Below are 14,291 nucleotides of genomic sequence, written 5' to 3'. Positions count from 1 at the left end.
CAGATCGAAGCCGAGGAAGCCCCGATCCGCCAGGAGCAGCATTCCTCTGGTCAGCGAGGGGAACAGGCGGCGGGCCAGGGCCGTCTCATGCACCGCCAGTGGCGCGACGTCGGCGGCGAACACCGCGTGGGTGCCGCACTCGACCAGGGCCACGGCCCTGGCCTGCGGATACGCGCTCCCGCCCTGGCCACGCCCCGTTCCCGGCCCTCCGAAGAAGGCGGCGTTGGCCTGCGTATCGGGAAGGTCGAAGGTCGTCCCGTCCACCGACACCAACCGCAGACCCCGAAACCACGCTCCCGTCGTCGCCGGGAGCGCCACGGGCCGACAGACCCTGGCGAACAGCGCCTTCATCGGTTCCGCCCCCAGCCGCAACCGGGCCCGTCCGATCGCCCCGCTGGTGGGCACCCGCCACGTCTTCGACCAGCGGCGTTCGCGGTCCAGGCCCTGGGTGAGGAGCCGTCCGACCTCCTCATACCCCTGCCCCGAGAACAGGCGCATCGCCAGCACGAAATACATCACCACCCGAGCGGGAAGCAGACGCTGACGTTCCTCGGTGCGTCCGCACTCCGCCACCACCTCGTCCACCAGCTCCGGCGGAAACGCACGCGTGAGCACTCCAAGGGCGATGCGATCCGAAAACCGATCGCCCTCAACTACCTTCAACTGTCCAGGACTTGGTACACCAACTCAACGAGCCAGCACTACCAAAGTCACCGGTATTCCATCTAGGGTCCTTGGTGCTCGATCAGCTCAGCCTTGAACGAGCCGTTGAGGGCCTCGGCCGTGGCATTGACGCTCCTATAGTTCGTCAAGTTGCTTTCGTAGCTGCCCGTGATGGAGCCGACGGACGCGGTCGCGCCGGCCTTCGGCAACCGATCGCTGTAGCGGATTGAGTCCGGGTTGTGAGCCGCGGTCGCTGTGATGAATCAGACCCAAGCCCTTCTTGATTCCACGCCGACAGAACGTCATCTCCAGGGCGTCCAAGGGGAGATCGGTGCGCACGTGGGTGGCGAGCTGCCGCCCGACGATCACCGTGAATACACGTCCGGGACGAAGACGATGTAGCCCCAGCCCGACCACGTGCGGATATAGGCGAGGTCGGCGACCCACAGCTGATTGCGACAGTGGGCGGTGAAGCGTCGGTGGACCGGGCCCGGCGGCCTGGGTCGGACGGCTCAGGAATGGTGGTGCGGTGCCGCTGTCCGTGGACCACACCTTCCGGGCCGTCCTCGCGCATCAGCCGCTCGATGGCGCGCCGGGCTGCGGCAAGGTCCTTGCGTCGCAACTGGCGGTGGGTCCGCCGGGCTCCGTAGGTCTTGCCCGAGGCCGCATGGATGCGATGTATGTGCCCAATGGTCCGTTCACCGCACAGGCACCGGGCAGACTTGGGCCGCCGACGGCGGGTGCGGACGAGCGCGGTGAGGTGGGGCGCGTTCACGGCTCGCCGGCGGGCCCGTTACGCGCTCGGGCGTACGCTGCGTTCGGCGATGCGGATCAGGGGGCGCTCGGGTACCAGGCGGCTGACGACGCGTGATACCAGGGCGTTGCCGGCGCCGTCGACGACGGTCGCCTTGCGTCCGCCGAGTGCCGTGAGTGCTGTGGCGACGACCTGCTGCGGTGTGCGCCGGGCGCCGACCGACGCGTTGTCACCGGCCACGTCGAAGAACGGGGTGTCGGTGGCGCCCGGGCAGATCCCGAGGACGGTCACACCGGTGCCGCGGGTCTCGCCCCAGAGGGAACGTGTGAAGGACAGGACGAATGCCTTCGTCGCGGAGTAGACCGCCATATGCGGTACCGCCTGGAATCCGGCCGTGCTGGCGACGTTGATGACGGTGCCGCGCCCGCGCTTGATCATGCCGGGCAGGAGGCGGGTGGTGTTGCCGACGAGCGTGCCGACGTTGAGCTGCACCTGGGAGGCCATGTGGCCGGGGTCGGCCTCGGCGAGGTCGCCGTGGGAAGCGAAGCCGGCGTTGTTGATGAGGATGTCCACGGCGATGTCCTGCTCGTCGAGCGTGCGCGCGAGGATCTCGGAGGAGTCGGGTCGGGAGAGGTCGAGGGCGATGGGTCTGACGGTCACGCCGTGCTTGGTCCGCAGGGCCGAGGCGAGTTCCTCCAGCTTGTCCTTCGAACGGGCGACGAGGACCAGGTCCACACCGCGGGCAGCCAGCTGGCGGGCGAACTCGGCGCCGATCCCTGACGAAGCGCCGGTGACGACGGCCAGCTGGGAGGTGAGAGTGTCCGAGTAGTTCATATCTGTCTCCATACCTACTTGAAGGTTTTTTTCTTGGTGATGAAAAGGCCGGACGTAACCGACGGGCGTGATGTCCGGACTGCCCGCGTTCAGTGAGCTTCGATGGTCGCCTCAATGACTTCGGTGAGAACGCCCGCCGCACGGCGCAGCTCTTCGGGATTGGCGCGCCCCGTGGCCTCAAGGACGCCCTTCAGCCCGTCGAACGCACCTACGAATACGGTCGCCAGTGTGTGGGCGTCGGCCGAGAAGTGCAGGTCGCCCGCGCGGGCGCCGGCGAGGAGGAGTTCTTCGACCAGGCCGACCCACTCCGCGAGAACGGACACTTGGGCGTGTTCCTGCGGTGACTCGGTGGTGAGCTCACGATCGAGCCGCACGACGGACCATCCCGCGGGTTCGGCGATGACGAGGTCCACGAGGACGGGGACGAGTCCGCGTACCTGCGCGGCCGGCCCTCCGAGCCCCTCGAGCTGCCTGCGTACATGCGCAAGCATCCCTTGCTTCTGATCGTCGACGACCGCATGGGCCAGGGCGGCCTTGCTCTTGAAGTGGAAGTACACGGCGCCCTTGGTGAGACCCGTCTCGCTCACCACGTCGTCCATCCGGGCCAGGGCGTACCCCTTGGCATCGAAGACACGGGCGGCGGCGCGCAGAATCTCCCGGCGCGTCGCAGCGCCCTTCGGTGTCAGTTGGTCCACTGGCCTTCCCATGCCCCGATACTAAATACCTTCGAGTCGGTTTTTCAAATTGATCAAGAGCCGCATTGCCCGGAGGACCCCGGCCGCGGCGAGCGGCGAACTGGAGTGCGTGGCTTGATCGGCCGGATGTCGGCGCCCGATCCGGGAATCGTGGAGGCGACCCGGACCGCCCTGGACGAGGCCCTGGCGGGCCGCCCGCTGGTCTCAGCCGATCGGTTCGCTCGTCCATGCGCTCCCTGTACGCCGAGCTCCGGCTGCGCACCCTGACGCGGCCGGCGCGAGCGATCGGCTGCTGGCCCGGTGGGAACACGCCGGTCCCCATGCGGTCCTGGCCGTCCAGGGCCGTGTCCGAGGGGCCGAAAAGCGGCACGGCTGGATCAGGGTTGTGGCCGGCGAGGCTGCCGAACTGCTGCCCGCGCCGCCGGCGATCGACGGCAACCCCGCGCGGATCGAGGACAAGGCCGCCTTCCACATCCTGCTCGTTGCGGCCCGAGTGCCGGAGCAGGTGCGGATCCCATGCCTACGCGTCGGGGGAAACTGCCACCTCTGATCAGATGATCCGAACGAAATAGCCTAGTAGTGCTTCGTTACGTCGGGTGATCTCGCCTGGTGGTGGGCATCACCGGGTCATGAGGCTTGGCGAGGTGGAACGGCTCCGGGGTGAGATGTCGGAGTTCGTTGCCGATGTGTTCGCCTTGATTCCGAGGCGGGACCAGCGGTGGTGGGGCGGGTGTTGTCTGCGGGGTCCGATGCTGGACGGGCGTCGGAAGTCGATCCAGCCGGTGGCCGAGCGGCTGCCGGACGGAAACATGCAGGCCCTGCGCAGTTCGTGAATCAGTCGCCGGGGGATCCGCTGCCGGTGCGACAGCGGAGCGCCGAGCGGCTGTGTGAAGTGACCGTGCCTGAGGTGTGGGGTGGTCGATGACGTGTCGTTCCCCAAGTGCGGCACGGAGTCGGTGGGGGTGGCCCGGCAGTACTGCGGGGCGTGGGCAAGCGGGCGAACTGCCAGGCCGCGGTCAGCGTGCACGCGGTGCCCGTTGGAGTGGGGGCTGTTCCTGCCTGAGGAATGAGCCAGTGATGAGAGCGGGCTACGCCCGCCCCAGGACGGACCGCAGCATCGTCAGCAATACCTCGCCGCCAGCGGCGAGCTGGGCGTTCGCCTCGTCGGCACCGGCGTTCAGGATGTCGACGGTGTTTTTCAGGCCGTCGAAGGCGCCGACGAGAACGGTGGCGAGCAGGGTCGGGTCGATCCCGACCGTTGCGTCCGCCGCGCGCTGGGCGCAGCGGATCAGGTCGGCGACGTCGTCGATCCAGGTCCGGGTCAGCCGGGCTGCGAGCGGGCGGGTTTCGGGAACGTCCGCCAGGTCCTGGATCAACCGGGCGATGACCCAGGCGTCCGGGTCATCGCGGTGCAGGTCGAGCATCGTCGGGAGCAGCGCTTCGAGCCGATCGACCCCTTCCGGTGTCGCGGCCAGTCTCGTGCGGACGCGGTCGAGCCACTGTGCGTGCTTTGCGGACAGAACCGCGATCGCGAGCGCTTCCTTGTTCTCGAAGTGGAAGTAGACCGAGCCCTTGGTGAGTCCACTCTCCATGACGACGTCCGCCATCCGGGCACGGTCGTAGCCGAGTTTCGCGAACACTCCGGCGGCTGCCTCCAGGATGCGGTCGCGGGAGGCGGCTCCATGGGCGGTGGGTCCCGGCGGGCGGCCGACTCGCCTCGCAGGGGCACTGTTCCTGATCGCGCTTGCCATGGTCAGCATGATACTGGTAATTAAATAGACCAGCACGCAGGTTTAATTAAGGAGGCTTGGCGATGTTCATCGATGACTTCGCTCGCGCGGCCGAGGCCGCTGTCAATCACCACAGCATCGAGGCAGTGACCGCTCTCTGGCGTGAACCGGCCCGGTACGACTCGCCCCTGACCGGTCCCCAGGAGGGGATCGATGCGCTCGCTGCCCGCGAGTCGGCGCTCTTCGCGGGCTTCAGTGACCTGAGGGCGAGCATCCGTCCGCTGGGCCAGGACGGCCTCACCGGCTCGATGCTGGTCCGCTTCGAAGGCACACACGACGGCGAGTACGGGGCGTTCGCGGCCACCGGCAACTCGATCGTCATTGAGATGGCGGCCGTCATCACCTTCGATTCGGAGGGCTACGTAGTCGAGGAGCGGCTTTTCGCGGACAGTGCGACCGTGGTCGGCCAACTCACGCACCACTCCGCGTCCCACGACTGATCGACCGGCGAGCCACGACGCTGCCCCGGGCACGGCCTTGTCTGCCGCTGCTGCACCGACTGACCGCACCTGGGCCGCACATGCCCCTTGCCCTGGCTGTGCAGCGCCTGTGACCTGAGCACGCGTTCAGTCTCAGTCCGCTGTACGGGGGGCACGTAGTCGGTGAACCAGTCACGGGCTACATCGGTGACCTTCTCCAGGGCGCCGGTTTCTCGAAGAGGTGGGTGGCGCCGGGGACGACCACGAGGCGGTTCTCGCAGATCAGTAGTGTTGGCGCCGTCACCGACGGCCGTCGTGGCCTCGCCAGGTCGGGCTTGCCGCCCCGCGAGACGACCGCGGTGATCCGCGCATGTGGCTCGGCGGCTGCCCACCACGCGGAAGTCCCGCGTGGTGGGCAGGCATATCGGCTCGTCCGCCTCCTCGCCGAGCCGTGCGGTCCAGTCGTGAAGTGCCACGGGGTCGGCGAGCACGATCCGTGCAGCCCCGCGGGCACGGCGACCCGGCAGGCCGCGCGCCGTGGACCCCGTGGCCGCCCCGTCATCGATCATCGGCACCGTACGGCCTTCCAGCCCGATCGGTTCCCGCCCGCTCCGGAACCGCCGGGCACGGCTCTCCAGCACCTCCCGCTCACGGGCCTCAATCTCAGCCGGCTCATCCGGGGTGATGTGTGCTGTGCGGACCACATCATCGTTGATCACGCGTTCCCCGCCCTCGATGATCGCTCCCATTCCCATTCCCAGCTCCGGCTGGAAGGGCACGCCCAGCTTCCGCACCAGGCAGAAATCCAGCGGTGCGCCCATCGCCTCGGCGACCTCCGCGGCGACCGGAACCTCTCCACGGGGGAGGCCGAGTACCACCACCTCAGACCCTTGAGGTGGGCCAGCCGGGCGGCCAGTTGTCGGCCGGTATCACGGCGATCCGTGAAGAACACGATCCGACCTCCTCATCCTGGAGGAGCACGTGGGCAACGGGTGCGCCCCGTACCCTCCATCCTCACCTCTTTGCTGGTGCTTGTTACGCGGGCAGGCACACGTGAGGCCCTGCTCGACGGGACTCGCCCCGCGGTCCACGAGAGCTCGATTCGCGACGTGATAGGCAGCCACGCGGCATGGAGGCGTCGCCTGTAACGGCCCCTCCCCTCGCCGGGCTGGGGCGAGCCGACCGCCGCCGAGTTCGATGACCTCTTCGAGCAGATGAACGACGTGTCTGCTGCTCTTGTACGGAACATGGGAAGACATGTCTTGACGCCGCAGCCCGGTACGGGCACGAGAGGGAGCATTCCAAGCGGCGATCGAGGACGAGGAGAGGAATCTGTTCGTTCAGCTCCGTGCGGCTTGTGGGCCAGAGCTTCTGGATCTCCTGGGGCAGGAGGTCCGTCTCGCGAAGGAGGCTGCTCCGACTCGCCCCCGCCCCGGCGCTCCGAGTTCCCCGCTGGTCAGCAAGATCCTTTCCCCTGGGCTGGGGCTGGTCGATCGCGCCCGAGACTTCATCACCGGCCGAGGCGAATGACACTGTGCGATCAGAGCCGTCCCGGACCGACCGCAGAACCTCGCCGGGCAGGTACGCGTAAGGAACAGCACCCGGAAAGGTCCGGGCCGCAGACCTGGAGATTGGCGCCTACGAAGACGCGGGAGAAACCTTGCCCGCACCGGAGCCTGCTGTACGGATCCCGCACATCGGGTTTCGTCTCCCCGCGCGACGGGCCGTCAGCGGCCGAGCGTCTCGCGCAGCTCCTCTTTGTTCATCGTTGAACGGCCCTCGATGTTCTTCTTCGTCTCTTCGTAGAGCTGGTCCTTCGTGGGCCCCTGCGCTCCGCGATGGGACCGTTCACCGTTACGCTGTGAGGCGGATTTCGGATCGCGCAGGGAGGTCCTGCTCGCCGTTCTTGCCTCTCCTAAGCGGGCCCGCTCCTTGTTGACCGTGCGCGCGGCAAGTTCCTTCGCGCGGCCCTCGGAGGCACCGCGCTTCTGGGCACTCTCCTTGATGTGCTCGTACTGCCGTTGCGCGATGGCGGCGGAGCCCCTCTGGCCAGAACTGGGGAGGGGCGTACCCCGAAGCCGTCGAACAGGCCCACGCCGACTTCGCCGCCATGAACAGCGGAGAGGTTCCCGAGCCCGCTAGGGAAACCAACAGGGCTCCTGGGCTGTTGAGTTGAGACGTCGAACACCTCCCTCAACAGCACGGGAACCCTGCGCGTTGCACCTACCGCCCGCGTCACCCGATCAGGAGGCACGCTGAAAACGCTCAGTGGTGGCCCACTGGACCGAAGACCTTCTGCGTGCGACGCCGGCCGAGTGACAAATGTCAGTGAAAACGATGAGGAATGTCAGTGAAAACGATGAGGAATCGCAGCAGTTCGTCGACATCGAGGTTCATAGCCTTTCGGTAAGCATCCACGTGCCTGGGCACCGCGCGTACGACCCGCGAAGGAGATCGCCATGCCGCGTCCAGATTCATCCTCACCGAGCAGCACCCGCAGGATCACTGGAATCAGCAGGAGACGTATGGTCACCATGGGATCGGCGTTCGCTGCGGGACTTGCTGTGACCGCCGCCCCCGGCACCCCTGCCGTCGCATCGTCGCCCCGCTGGATGCCGGGTGATGTCCAGCCGCCCGTGCAACTCGTTCTTCCGCGACCGAGCGGCCCCCATGCGCTTGGCACCGTGGCGCTGCATCTCAGCGACCTCGGCCGCCGGGACCCCTGGGTCGCTTCACGGCCGGTACGGGAGCTGATGGTTCAGCTCTGGTACCCCGCACGCTCACCAGCCGGCCTGCCCAGGGCGCCGTGGATGGCCGGACAGGCTGCCGCGGTCTTCCAGCAGACGGGGTATCTCCTCCCCGAGTACGTCACGCTGCCGGATACGCACGCACGTATCGGCGCAACGGCGGACAGGAGCGGGGGCCGACGTCCCGTGATCCTCTACTCCCATGGGCACGGACAGCACCGCGGTTCCAGCACGGCGCTGGTCGAGGAACTCGTCAGCCACGGCTACGTCGTGGTCACGATCGACCACACGTATGACGCCGGGCAGGTCGAGTTCCCCGGTGGCCGGGTCGAGAAGTATGCGATGCCACCTCTCACGGGGGAGGACGACGACCCGACGATCCTCAAGGCTGTCGACGTGCGGGTGGCCGACACCCGTTTCGTGCTGGAGGAGTTGTCGCGGTTCGTACGGGGCCGCCGGGGACCGTTCCCGCACGGACTCGGCGACATCCTCGACCTTTCCAGGACCGGCATGTTCGGCCACTCCCTGGGCGGTGCGACCGCGGCCTCGGCGATGGCGGCAGGGGTGCCGATCACGGCAGGCGCAAACCTCGATGGCAGTCTCTTCGGTCCTGTGGTGGCCAAGGGGCTGCGCAGGCCGTTCCTCCTGATGAGCGAGGATGCGGACAACAAGCCGAGCTGGCCGGAGATCTGGCCCCGACTGCGAGGATGGCGTCGCCATCTCCGGCTGACCGGTACCCGGCACTTCTCGTACACGGACTATGAGACATTCATGCCGCAGGCCGCCTCGCGGCTCGGAGCGACCGACGAGCAGTTGGCCGAGTTCATAGGGCCGCTCGACGGGACGCGCGGTGTCGACGTCCAGCGGCACTTCCTGCTCGCCTACTTCGACCTTCACCTGCGCGGAAGTCGCGCCCCGATCCTCGAAGGGCCGTCACTCCGGTATCCGGAAGTACGTTTCATCGGTGGTGCCGGATGATCCGAAAGAGAACTCGGTGGTCGCCGCATCTCGCAGCCGGCGAAGTCCATCCGTTTGATGGCATCGTGCTTGTGCCGCCCGTTCTCCAACAGGGGTCGGGAGCCGTGGGCCCCAGCCGGTACGGAGCGTTGGGCGGACCGGGCTGGTGCCGCCATCGACGTCGGGGACCCGGTCGTCAGCGTGGAGACCAAGAAGGAGGAATTGGTCGGCGACTACGAAAACGCTGGGCGGGAGTGGCACCCGGTCGGTCAGCCCGTGCAGGTCAAGACGCCTGATTCCTGGACCGGCAAGGTCCTGGCAAAGCAATTCCGTACGGGATCTACGACATCGCAGCCGGCACCGGCTGGGTCAACGTCGGCACCGACCACGGCACCGCCGCCTTCGCGGTCGTCTCGATCCGTCGCTGGTGGAACTCGCGTGGCCAGGGTGGTTACCCGCACGCCCGTCGACTGCTGATTGCTGCGGATGCGGGCGGCTCCAACGACTACTGCCCCCGCGCCTGGAAAGCGGAACTGGCCGCCCCTGGCCGCCGAGACTGGATCACCGTGTGCCACCTGGCGCCGGGCACACAATGCCGTTGTTTGACTACTGAACTATCGTCGCCTGCAGCGCGATGGTCCTGGCGGGTACGCGGCGTGGTGGGGCTTTTGGTTTGCCCTTCGGCCGGTAGGAGTACAGCGAGTTGGGCCTTTTGAGGAAGCGGTCTGCCTCTCGCCGTCGGCGGGTGCCGCTGTCGAGTTTCCGGCGGACCTTCGCTGCCAGTACGGTCAGGAACCTGCGGATCTTCGGCGGGGTGTCGGCGAGCCGGCGGACCACGCTGCGTCGGGTGTGCTTGAGGACCTTGACGAACGAGATGCGGTCCGGGTCGATGCCGTTGCTGTCGGCGAGTTGCATGATGATGCCGGTCAGGCAGTGGTGCACGACCAGATGCGCCCACACTTCCTGGCGCACCAGCTGCGGGTCGGTGATCGCAGAACTTCCTGCCGACCCCGCTGGAAGGTCTTGATCTGCCGATAGGCCGATTCCACCTCCCACCTTTCGTGATACAGCACCGCTAACTCCCCTGCCGGGTAGGTGTCATGGTCAAAGAGGTCGGTCAGCAGCCGGATTACTCCGCCCCCGTCGACGCGGTACTCGATCACGCGCACCAGCACACCGCCCGGATGGGCGCCCTTCTGCCCCGCGAGGTTCATGCGCGCCAGGTAGGTGCCGTCGGGCAGGTGTCGTACTGGGCGGCGTGCCACACACGAGCGGGCCCGCAGCAGGAGGTGGGCACCGGCGCCGATATACGCCTTCCACAACTCCACTCCGGGGAACCCCCGGTCCATGAGCACGAGCATCCCGGAGGCCGAGGCAGCCATTGCCACGGCTGGGTCGCGTTCACCACTGTTATAGCCGCCCACCCTGGCGTCGATGGAAGAATGCGTGCCGGTCTCGGTCAGCGTCACGACTCTCACCTGCGGAAACCCGCCCGGTTTCCCGCTGGAGTCCTTCGGGCCGCCGAAGGCGCGTCGGTTGGCCTCATTGTCCGGCACGTCCAGCAGAAACCCGTCGACCGCAGAGAGACACATCCCCGGTAGAAGGAACCGGCCAACCCCGCAGGGGCCAGCGGGCCGGCCAGGTGGTGGAAGATCCGCTCAACAACCTCCGGTCCCAGGCGCTCCCGAGCCCGAGTGAAAGACGCCTTGTGCGGGATGCACTCACTCAACTCCTCTATCTCACACTCCAGTTGTTCTGCCACATCGTCGTAGGAGTCCTGGTGGAAGAGCACAAGCGCGAGTGTGGAGTAGACCATGAACCCGGCCGGCAACGCTCCCGGCCGACGGTCCCGTTTGCGACACTCCGACAGGACCTCGCCCACCAGCTCGGGCGTCACCCACTGCGTGATCAAGCCCAGCCGTACTCGCTCAGATAACCCGCTCCACGGATGCACAACCCGCATAATGGCGCGACGCTCAGTCCGTCACCACCAGCTCAATGAACATTCAAACAACGGCATTGTGTTCCGGGTGGGAAGTGGCAGACCGTGATCTCGAGTCCGCTTTCCAGAGCGAAGGCGGCGAGGTGCTTCTTCCATGTCCAGCGGCGGGGGTCGTTGGAACCACCGCAGTCGGCGGTGATCAGCAGCCGGCCGGCGTCCGGGTGGTCGTCCCGTCCGCGCTGCTGCCACCAGCGGCGGATGGATTGGTCGTGAACGTGTGGCAGTCCACACGGATGGGGTTCTTGCCCGGCCGCCAGATGCGTCCGGGGCGGTCGCGGTTGCCAATCCACTCCTTGGCCTTGGTGTCGACGCTGATCACTGGCTGGTTGTCTTCGAGGAAGGCCGCAGCGGTGGCGTTGATGTGCGTGAACTGGGCATCCCGGTCCGGATGACTGGCGCCTTCCGTGGTCTTGGCGGTGCCCTGCAGGCTGTATCCCAGGGCATGCAGCAGGCGCCCAACGGTCGCAGCGCTGACTGGGTGGCCCTGAGTGGTCAGCGCCGAGGCCAGGGACCGCAGTGAGAGCGTGGTCCAGCGCAACGGCGAGACTGGATCACCCCGGGTGTGCGGCTCGATCAGAGCTTCAAGCGCGGGCAGCAGACCGGGGTCGGTGACCGTCACCGGCTTACGGCCGGCTCCTGGGGCCCGGATCCGCCCCGTCGGCAAAGGGCGCCCGGACAGCTCGGCGATCCCGCGTGCGATGGTGGCCGCACTGGCGCCAGAAGCGGCCGCCACAAGCGTGATCCCGCCGTGGCCAAGCGCGGCGGCCTCGCTGGCCAGGTAGATCCGGCGGCGCCGTTCATCGAGATGGGGAAGGAGCTGATTGAACTTCGCCCTCAGAGCCACAACTGAAGCCCGAGCGGCCATACACGCAGACACACCTCATTATCCCGCCAACACCCGTGCACCAAGCAGTAATTGAAATACAGGCCCCCGCGGTGCCGGAGTGCTGCCGTTGCACCCCGGCCGAACCGGTGCCCTTCTTCAGGAAGCCGGTGTCGTCCACGATCAGCACCGCACCAGGATCGCCGAGATGCTCGACCACGTAGTCACGCACATCGTCCAGAACCTCGTCGGCGTCCCACTCGATCCGGTTCAACAGCCGGTGGATGCGGTCCGGACCTGCGTGGCCGGCTTCTTCGGCCAGCATCCAGCCGTTCTTCCGCTGCAACGGGGCTACGAGTCCCCGCATATAGGCAAGAGCTGACTCACGAGGCTCCGATCTGCCGAATCGGTGAAGAAACCGCCCTTGCACCGCACCCAACTCACCGGCCCACGACCTGACCTCAGCAAGATCCCCACCCATGACAACACCAACGATCGACCTGCCTACCCGTCACGGCAAACACCGTTGCAGTACTAGGGCGCGTATTGAGTCGTGATCATTGGGTAGTCCGGTTGAGGATCAAGCTCTCCTGCTATGGCGCGTATCGAGTGCACGCCGCGTCTGCGCGTTCTGGTCCGACCCCCAGCCGCACGCGTGACGGACACCTCTGCAAAGATCGTCTTGAAGGCGGCCACCGATCACCGGGGCCGACCTACGAGAGGACAGCTTCATGACACTCATGACGAGCAAGCCCACGGTGGCCATTTTGGGACCGGGCGGCATCGGCGGCCTGTTGGCCGCCCTGCTGTCCCGCTCCGGCCACCACGTCATCTGCCTGGCCCGCGAAGCCACGGCACACACCTTGCGCACCACCGGGATCGAGGTCCGTAGCCGTCAGTTCGGCGATTTCACGGCAGCCGTGGAAGCGGACACCGCACTGCGTGAGCCGGTCGACGCGTGCCTGATCACCGTCAAGCAGACCGCGCTGGATACCGCACTCGCCAGCGTCCCGCCCACGGCCCTCGGCGACGCTCTTCTCGTACCGTTGCTGAACGGCGTCGAACACCCCGGCGCCCTCCGCGCTCGCTACCGGCCTGACCGGGTGGCCCCCGGAGTGATCCGCGTGGAGTCCACCCGCCTTGCCCCCGACGGCACCGGGCCCGTCGTCATCGAGCACGGCAGCCCGTTCGTCGAGATCGACCTGGCCGCTGGCACGGCACCGCGCCCCCACGTCGAAACCCTCACGGCCACCCTGTCCGCCGCGGGGGTGACGGCCCGCGTGACTGAGGGCGAGACCGCAGCCCTCTGGGCAAAAATGGCCTTCCTCGCCCCCTTCGCCCTCCTTACCACCCGGTACGGCGCTCCCCTCGGAGAGGTCCGAACCCGCCACCACGAGGAACTGGAGAGCCTGGTCGCCGAAACCGCCGCGGTCAGCCGCGCCTGCGGCGCGCCGGTGGACCCAGCCCAGGCCCTGGCGCGCTACGACGCCTTCCCGGCAGACGCCAAGTCCTCTATGCAGCGCGACGCGGAAGCAGGCCGGCCGCTGGAACTCGACGCCATCGGCGGAGCACTGCTGCGCGCGGCCGACCGGCACGGTGTGCTCGTGCCGGTGACGACCCGCCTGGTACGGGAACTGCAGGCCGCAGGCCACTAGTGACCTGGTTTTGAGTTCTGGGCTCGCCTCATGAGTCGTGTTCTGTTTCAGATTTTGGGGTTTGCCTGACGGGGCTGGCCCATGCCCGCTGTCCTGGGGATATGGGCGATACCAGGCTGCCACCGGTGGTGGTGTCGGAAGCTGAGCGGTTGACGTTGCAGAGCTGGGCCAGACGGCGCTCGACAGCGCAGGGTCTGGCCCAGCGTGCGCAGATCGTGCTGGCGTGCGCGCAGGGATGGAATAACACCGCGGTGGCTGCTCGGTTGGGCATCGAGCGCAAGACCGTGGGCAGATGGCGGTCCCGGCTCCTGCGCGACCGCCTCGACGGACTCGCGGACGAGCCCAGGCCCGGGGTGCCGCGGACCATCACCGACGCCCAGGTGGAAGAGGTGGTGGTCCGCACCCTGGAGCAGACGCCCCCGGGCGGGACACACTGTGCACTACGGCCTCGATCTTCAGCTCGGGGCCGACCAACGGTTGACGCCGATATGCGGTGAATGCAGGGCGAGAGGAGACCGCGCAAACTCCTGGGCACACTCGAAAGCCCGGACATCCGCAGGAGGATTCCAGGGATCGTCGCAACACGTGATCATCGATGTGTGCTGGCGAGCAGTCTAGACAGCCGCCCGGCCAGGTATCCCGGTCGGGCGGCTGACGGCCGTGCCAGGCCACGCGCCCGGCCAGCTCACATTTTTCTCGGCTGTGGTTTCGCAGGCGACCGAGGGGCTGATGGACTCACGCCATGACGACATTGCTGCCCCGCATCATGCGAGCACTTGAGCAGTTCCATGCCGCCCACCCCTGGGGGACCTTGACCCAAGGCCGGGTAGTTAGCGTTTTTGCTGGTCACGCAAGGGGCGTTGACGGGGTCTCGACGTGAAGCAATGGAGCTCGTTGGTACAGGCAGTCGTCCAAGACAGCTTGTCCCGCAAGGAGCTCCGTTGCCTGTTCA

General features: G+C 67.3%; 14 protein-coding genes and 5 pseudogenes. 7 read left to right on the top strand and 12 right to left on the bottom strand.

Going from position 1 to position 14,291, the window contains the following annotated elements:
* The 4 genes from ABZ622_RS40560 to ABZ622_RS40545 form a co-directional block, all read right to left on the bottom strand.
* A partial coding sequence (locus ABZ622_RS40560) for an IS4 family transposase (protein WP_360552160.1) occupies positions 1–615 on the bottom strand: 615 nt, incomplete at its 3' end.
* 193 nt (positions 616–808) lie between these two features.
* On the bottom strand, positions 809–1,438 hold the full coding sequence (locus ABZ622_RS40555; RefSeq protein WP_360552158.1) for an IS3 family transposase: 630 nt from the start codon (positions 1,436–1,438) through the stop codon (positions 809–811).
* A gap of 18 nt (positions 1,439–1,456) precedes the next feature.
* Positions 1,457–2,251 (bottom strand): SDR family oxidoreductase, encoded by a 795-nt coding sequence (locus ABZ622_RS40550; RefSeq protein ID WP_360552156.1) that lies wholly within the window; start codon positions 2,249–2,251, stop codon positions 1,457–1,459.
* 89 nt (positions 2,252–2,340) lie between these two features.
* Entirely contained in the window at positions 2,341–2,958 is a 618-nt protein-coding gene (locus ABZ622_RS40545; protein WP_360552154.1) for a TetR/AcrR family transcriptional regulator, read from the bottom strand.
* A gap of 373 nt (positions 2,959–3,331) precedes the next feature.
* On the opposite strand from ABZ622_RS40545, the gene ABZ622_RS40540 reads away from it, so the two are divergent.
* Both ABZ622_RS40540 and ABZ622_RS40535 read left to right on the top strand, forming a co-directional pair.
* On the top strand, positions 3,332–3,496 hold the full coding sequence (locus ABZ622_RS40540) for a hypothetical protein (RefSeq protein ID WP_360552152.1): 165 nt from the start codon (positions 3,332–3,334) through the stop codon (positions 3,494–3,496).
* A gap of 79 nt (positions 3,497–3,575) precedes the next feature.
* Positions 3,576–4,016: pseudogene (locus ABZ622_RS40535) on the top strand (transposase).
* An 18-nt stretch (positions 4,017–4,034) separates the two neighbouring features.
* Here the strand turns inward: ABZ622_RS40535 and ABZ622_RS40530 are convergent.
* Positions 4,035–4,697 (bottom strand): TetR/AcrR family transcriptional regulator, encoded by a 663-nt coding sequence (locus ABZ622_RS40530; RefSeq protein ID WP_360552150.1) that lies wholly within the window; start codon positions 4,695–4,697, stop codon positions 4,035–4,037.
* Between the two features lie 62 nt (positions 4,698–4,759).
* On the opposite strand from ABZ622_RS40530, the gene ABZ622_RS40525 reads away from it, so the two are divergent.
* Complete coding sequence (locus tag ABZ622_RS40525) at positions 4,760–5,176, top strand: ester cyclase (protein WP_360552148.1); 417 nt, start codon at positions 4,760–4,762, stop codon at positions 5,174–5,176.
* Positions 5,177–5,325: 149 nt separating this feature from the next.
* On the opposite strand, the pseudogene ABZ622_RS40520 reads toward ABZ622_RS40525, so the two are convergent.
* Positions 5,326–6,107 (bottom strand): annotated as a pseudogene (locus ABZ622_RS40520) (hypothetical protein); the annotation flags it as partial.
* 775 nt (positions 6,108–6,882) lie between these two features.
* The gene (locus ABZ622_RS40515) at positions 6,883–7,185 is read right to left on the bottom strand and encodes a plasmid stabilization protein (protein WP_360552164.1); all 303 of its coding nucleotides are present in this window, start codon (positions 7,183–7,185) and stop codon (positions 6,883–6,885) included.
* A 654-nt stretch (positions 7,186–7,839) separates the two neighbouring features.
* Between ABZ622_RS40515 and ABZ622_RS40510 the strand changes: the two genes are divergently transcribed.
* The gene (locus ABZ622_RS40510) at positions 7,840–8,880 is read left to right on the top strand and encodes a hypothetical protein (RefSeq protein WP_360552146.1); all 1,041 of its coding nucleotides are present in this window, start codon (positions 7,840–7,842) and stop codon (positions 8,878–8,880) included.
* A 162-nt stretch (positions 8,881–9,042) separates the two neighbouring features.
* Positions 9,043–9,398, top strand: a pseudogene (locus ABZ622_RS40505) (ISAzo13 family transposase); the annotation flags it as partial.
* Between the two features lie 67 nt (positions 9,399–9,465).
* On the opposite strand, the gene ABZ622_RS40500 reads toward ABZ622_RS40505, so the two are convergent.
* The 5 genes and pseudogenes from ABZ622_RS40500 to ABZ622_RS40480 form a co-directional block, all read right to left on the bottom strand.
* The gene (locus tag ABZ622_RS40500; RefSeq protein WP_360552165.1) at positions 9,466–9,831 is read right to left on the bottom strand and encodes a hypothetical protein; all 366 of its coding nucleotides are present in this window, start codon (positions 9,829–9,831) and stop codon (positions 9,466–9,468) included.
* Positions 9,786–10,451, bottom strand: coding sequence for a transposase (locus ABZ622_RS40495; protein ID WP_360552144.1), 666 nt, complete (start codon positions 10,449–10,451; stop codon positions 9,786–9,788). The genes ABZ622_RS40500 and ABZ622_RS40495 overlap by 46 nt, the downstream gene beginning before the upstream one ends.
* The gene (locus tag ABZ622_RS40490; RefSeq protein WP_360552142.1) at positions 10,334–10,822 is read right to left on the bottom strand and encodes a transposase domain-containing protein; all 489 of its coding nucleotides are present in this window, start codon (positions 10,820–10,822) and stop codon (positions 10,334–10,336) included. The genes ABZ622_RS40495 and ABZ622_RS40490 overlap by 118 nt, the downstream gene beginning before the upstream one ends.
* 59 nt (positions 10,823–10,881) lie before the next feature.
* Positions 10,882–11,738 (bottom strand): annotated as a pseudogene (locus ABZ622_RS40485) (ISAzo13 family transposase); the annotation flags it as partial.
* Positions 11,739–11,790: 52 nt separating this feature from the next.
* Positions 11,791–12,165 (bottom strand): annotated as a pseudogene (locus ABZ622_RS40480) (transposase); the annotation flags it as partial.
* 259 nt (positions 12,166–12,424) lie between these two features.
* Between ABZ622_RS40480 and ABZ622_RS40475 the strand changes: the two are divergent.
* Together ABZ622_RS40475 and ABZ622_RS40470 are read left to right on the top strand one after the other, a co-directional pair.
* Positions 12,425–13,339, top strand: coding sequence for a 2-dehydropantoate 2-reductase (locus ABZ622_RS40475; RefSeq protein WP_360552162.1), 915 nt, complete (start codon positions 12,425–12,427; stop codon positions 13,337–13,339).
* Positions 13,340–13,440: 101 nt separating this feature from the next.
* Complete coding sequence (locus tag ABZ622_RS40470; protein WP_360552140.1) at positions 13,441–13,836, top strand: helix-turn-helix domain-containing protein; 396 nt, start codon at positions 13,441–13,443, stop codon at positions 13,834–13,836.
* Positions 13,837–14,291: the final 455 nt, after the last annotated feature.

Source organism: Streptomyces sp. NPDC007164, from assembly GCF_040634135.1.
Classification (GTDB): Bacteria; Actinomycetota; Actinomycetes; order Streptomycetales; family Streptomycetaceae; genus Streptomyces; species Streptomyces sanglieri.
Note: the sequence above shows the minus strand (reverse complement) of the source record. Positions and strands in the feature narration are given on the sequence as shown.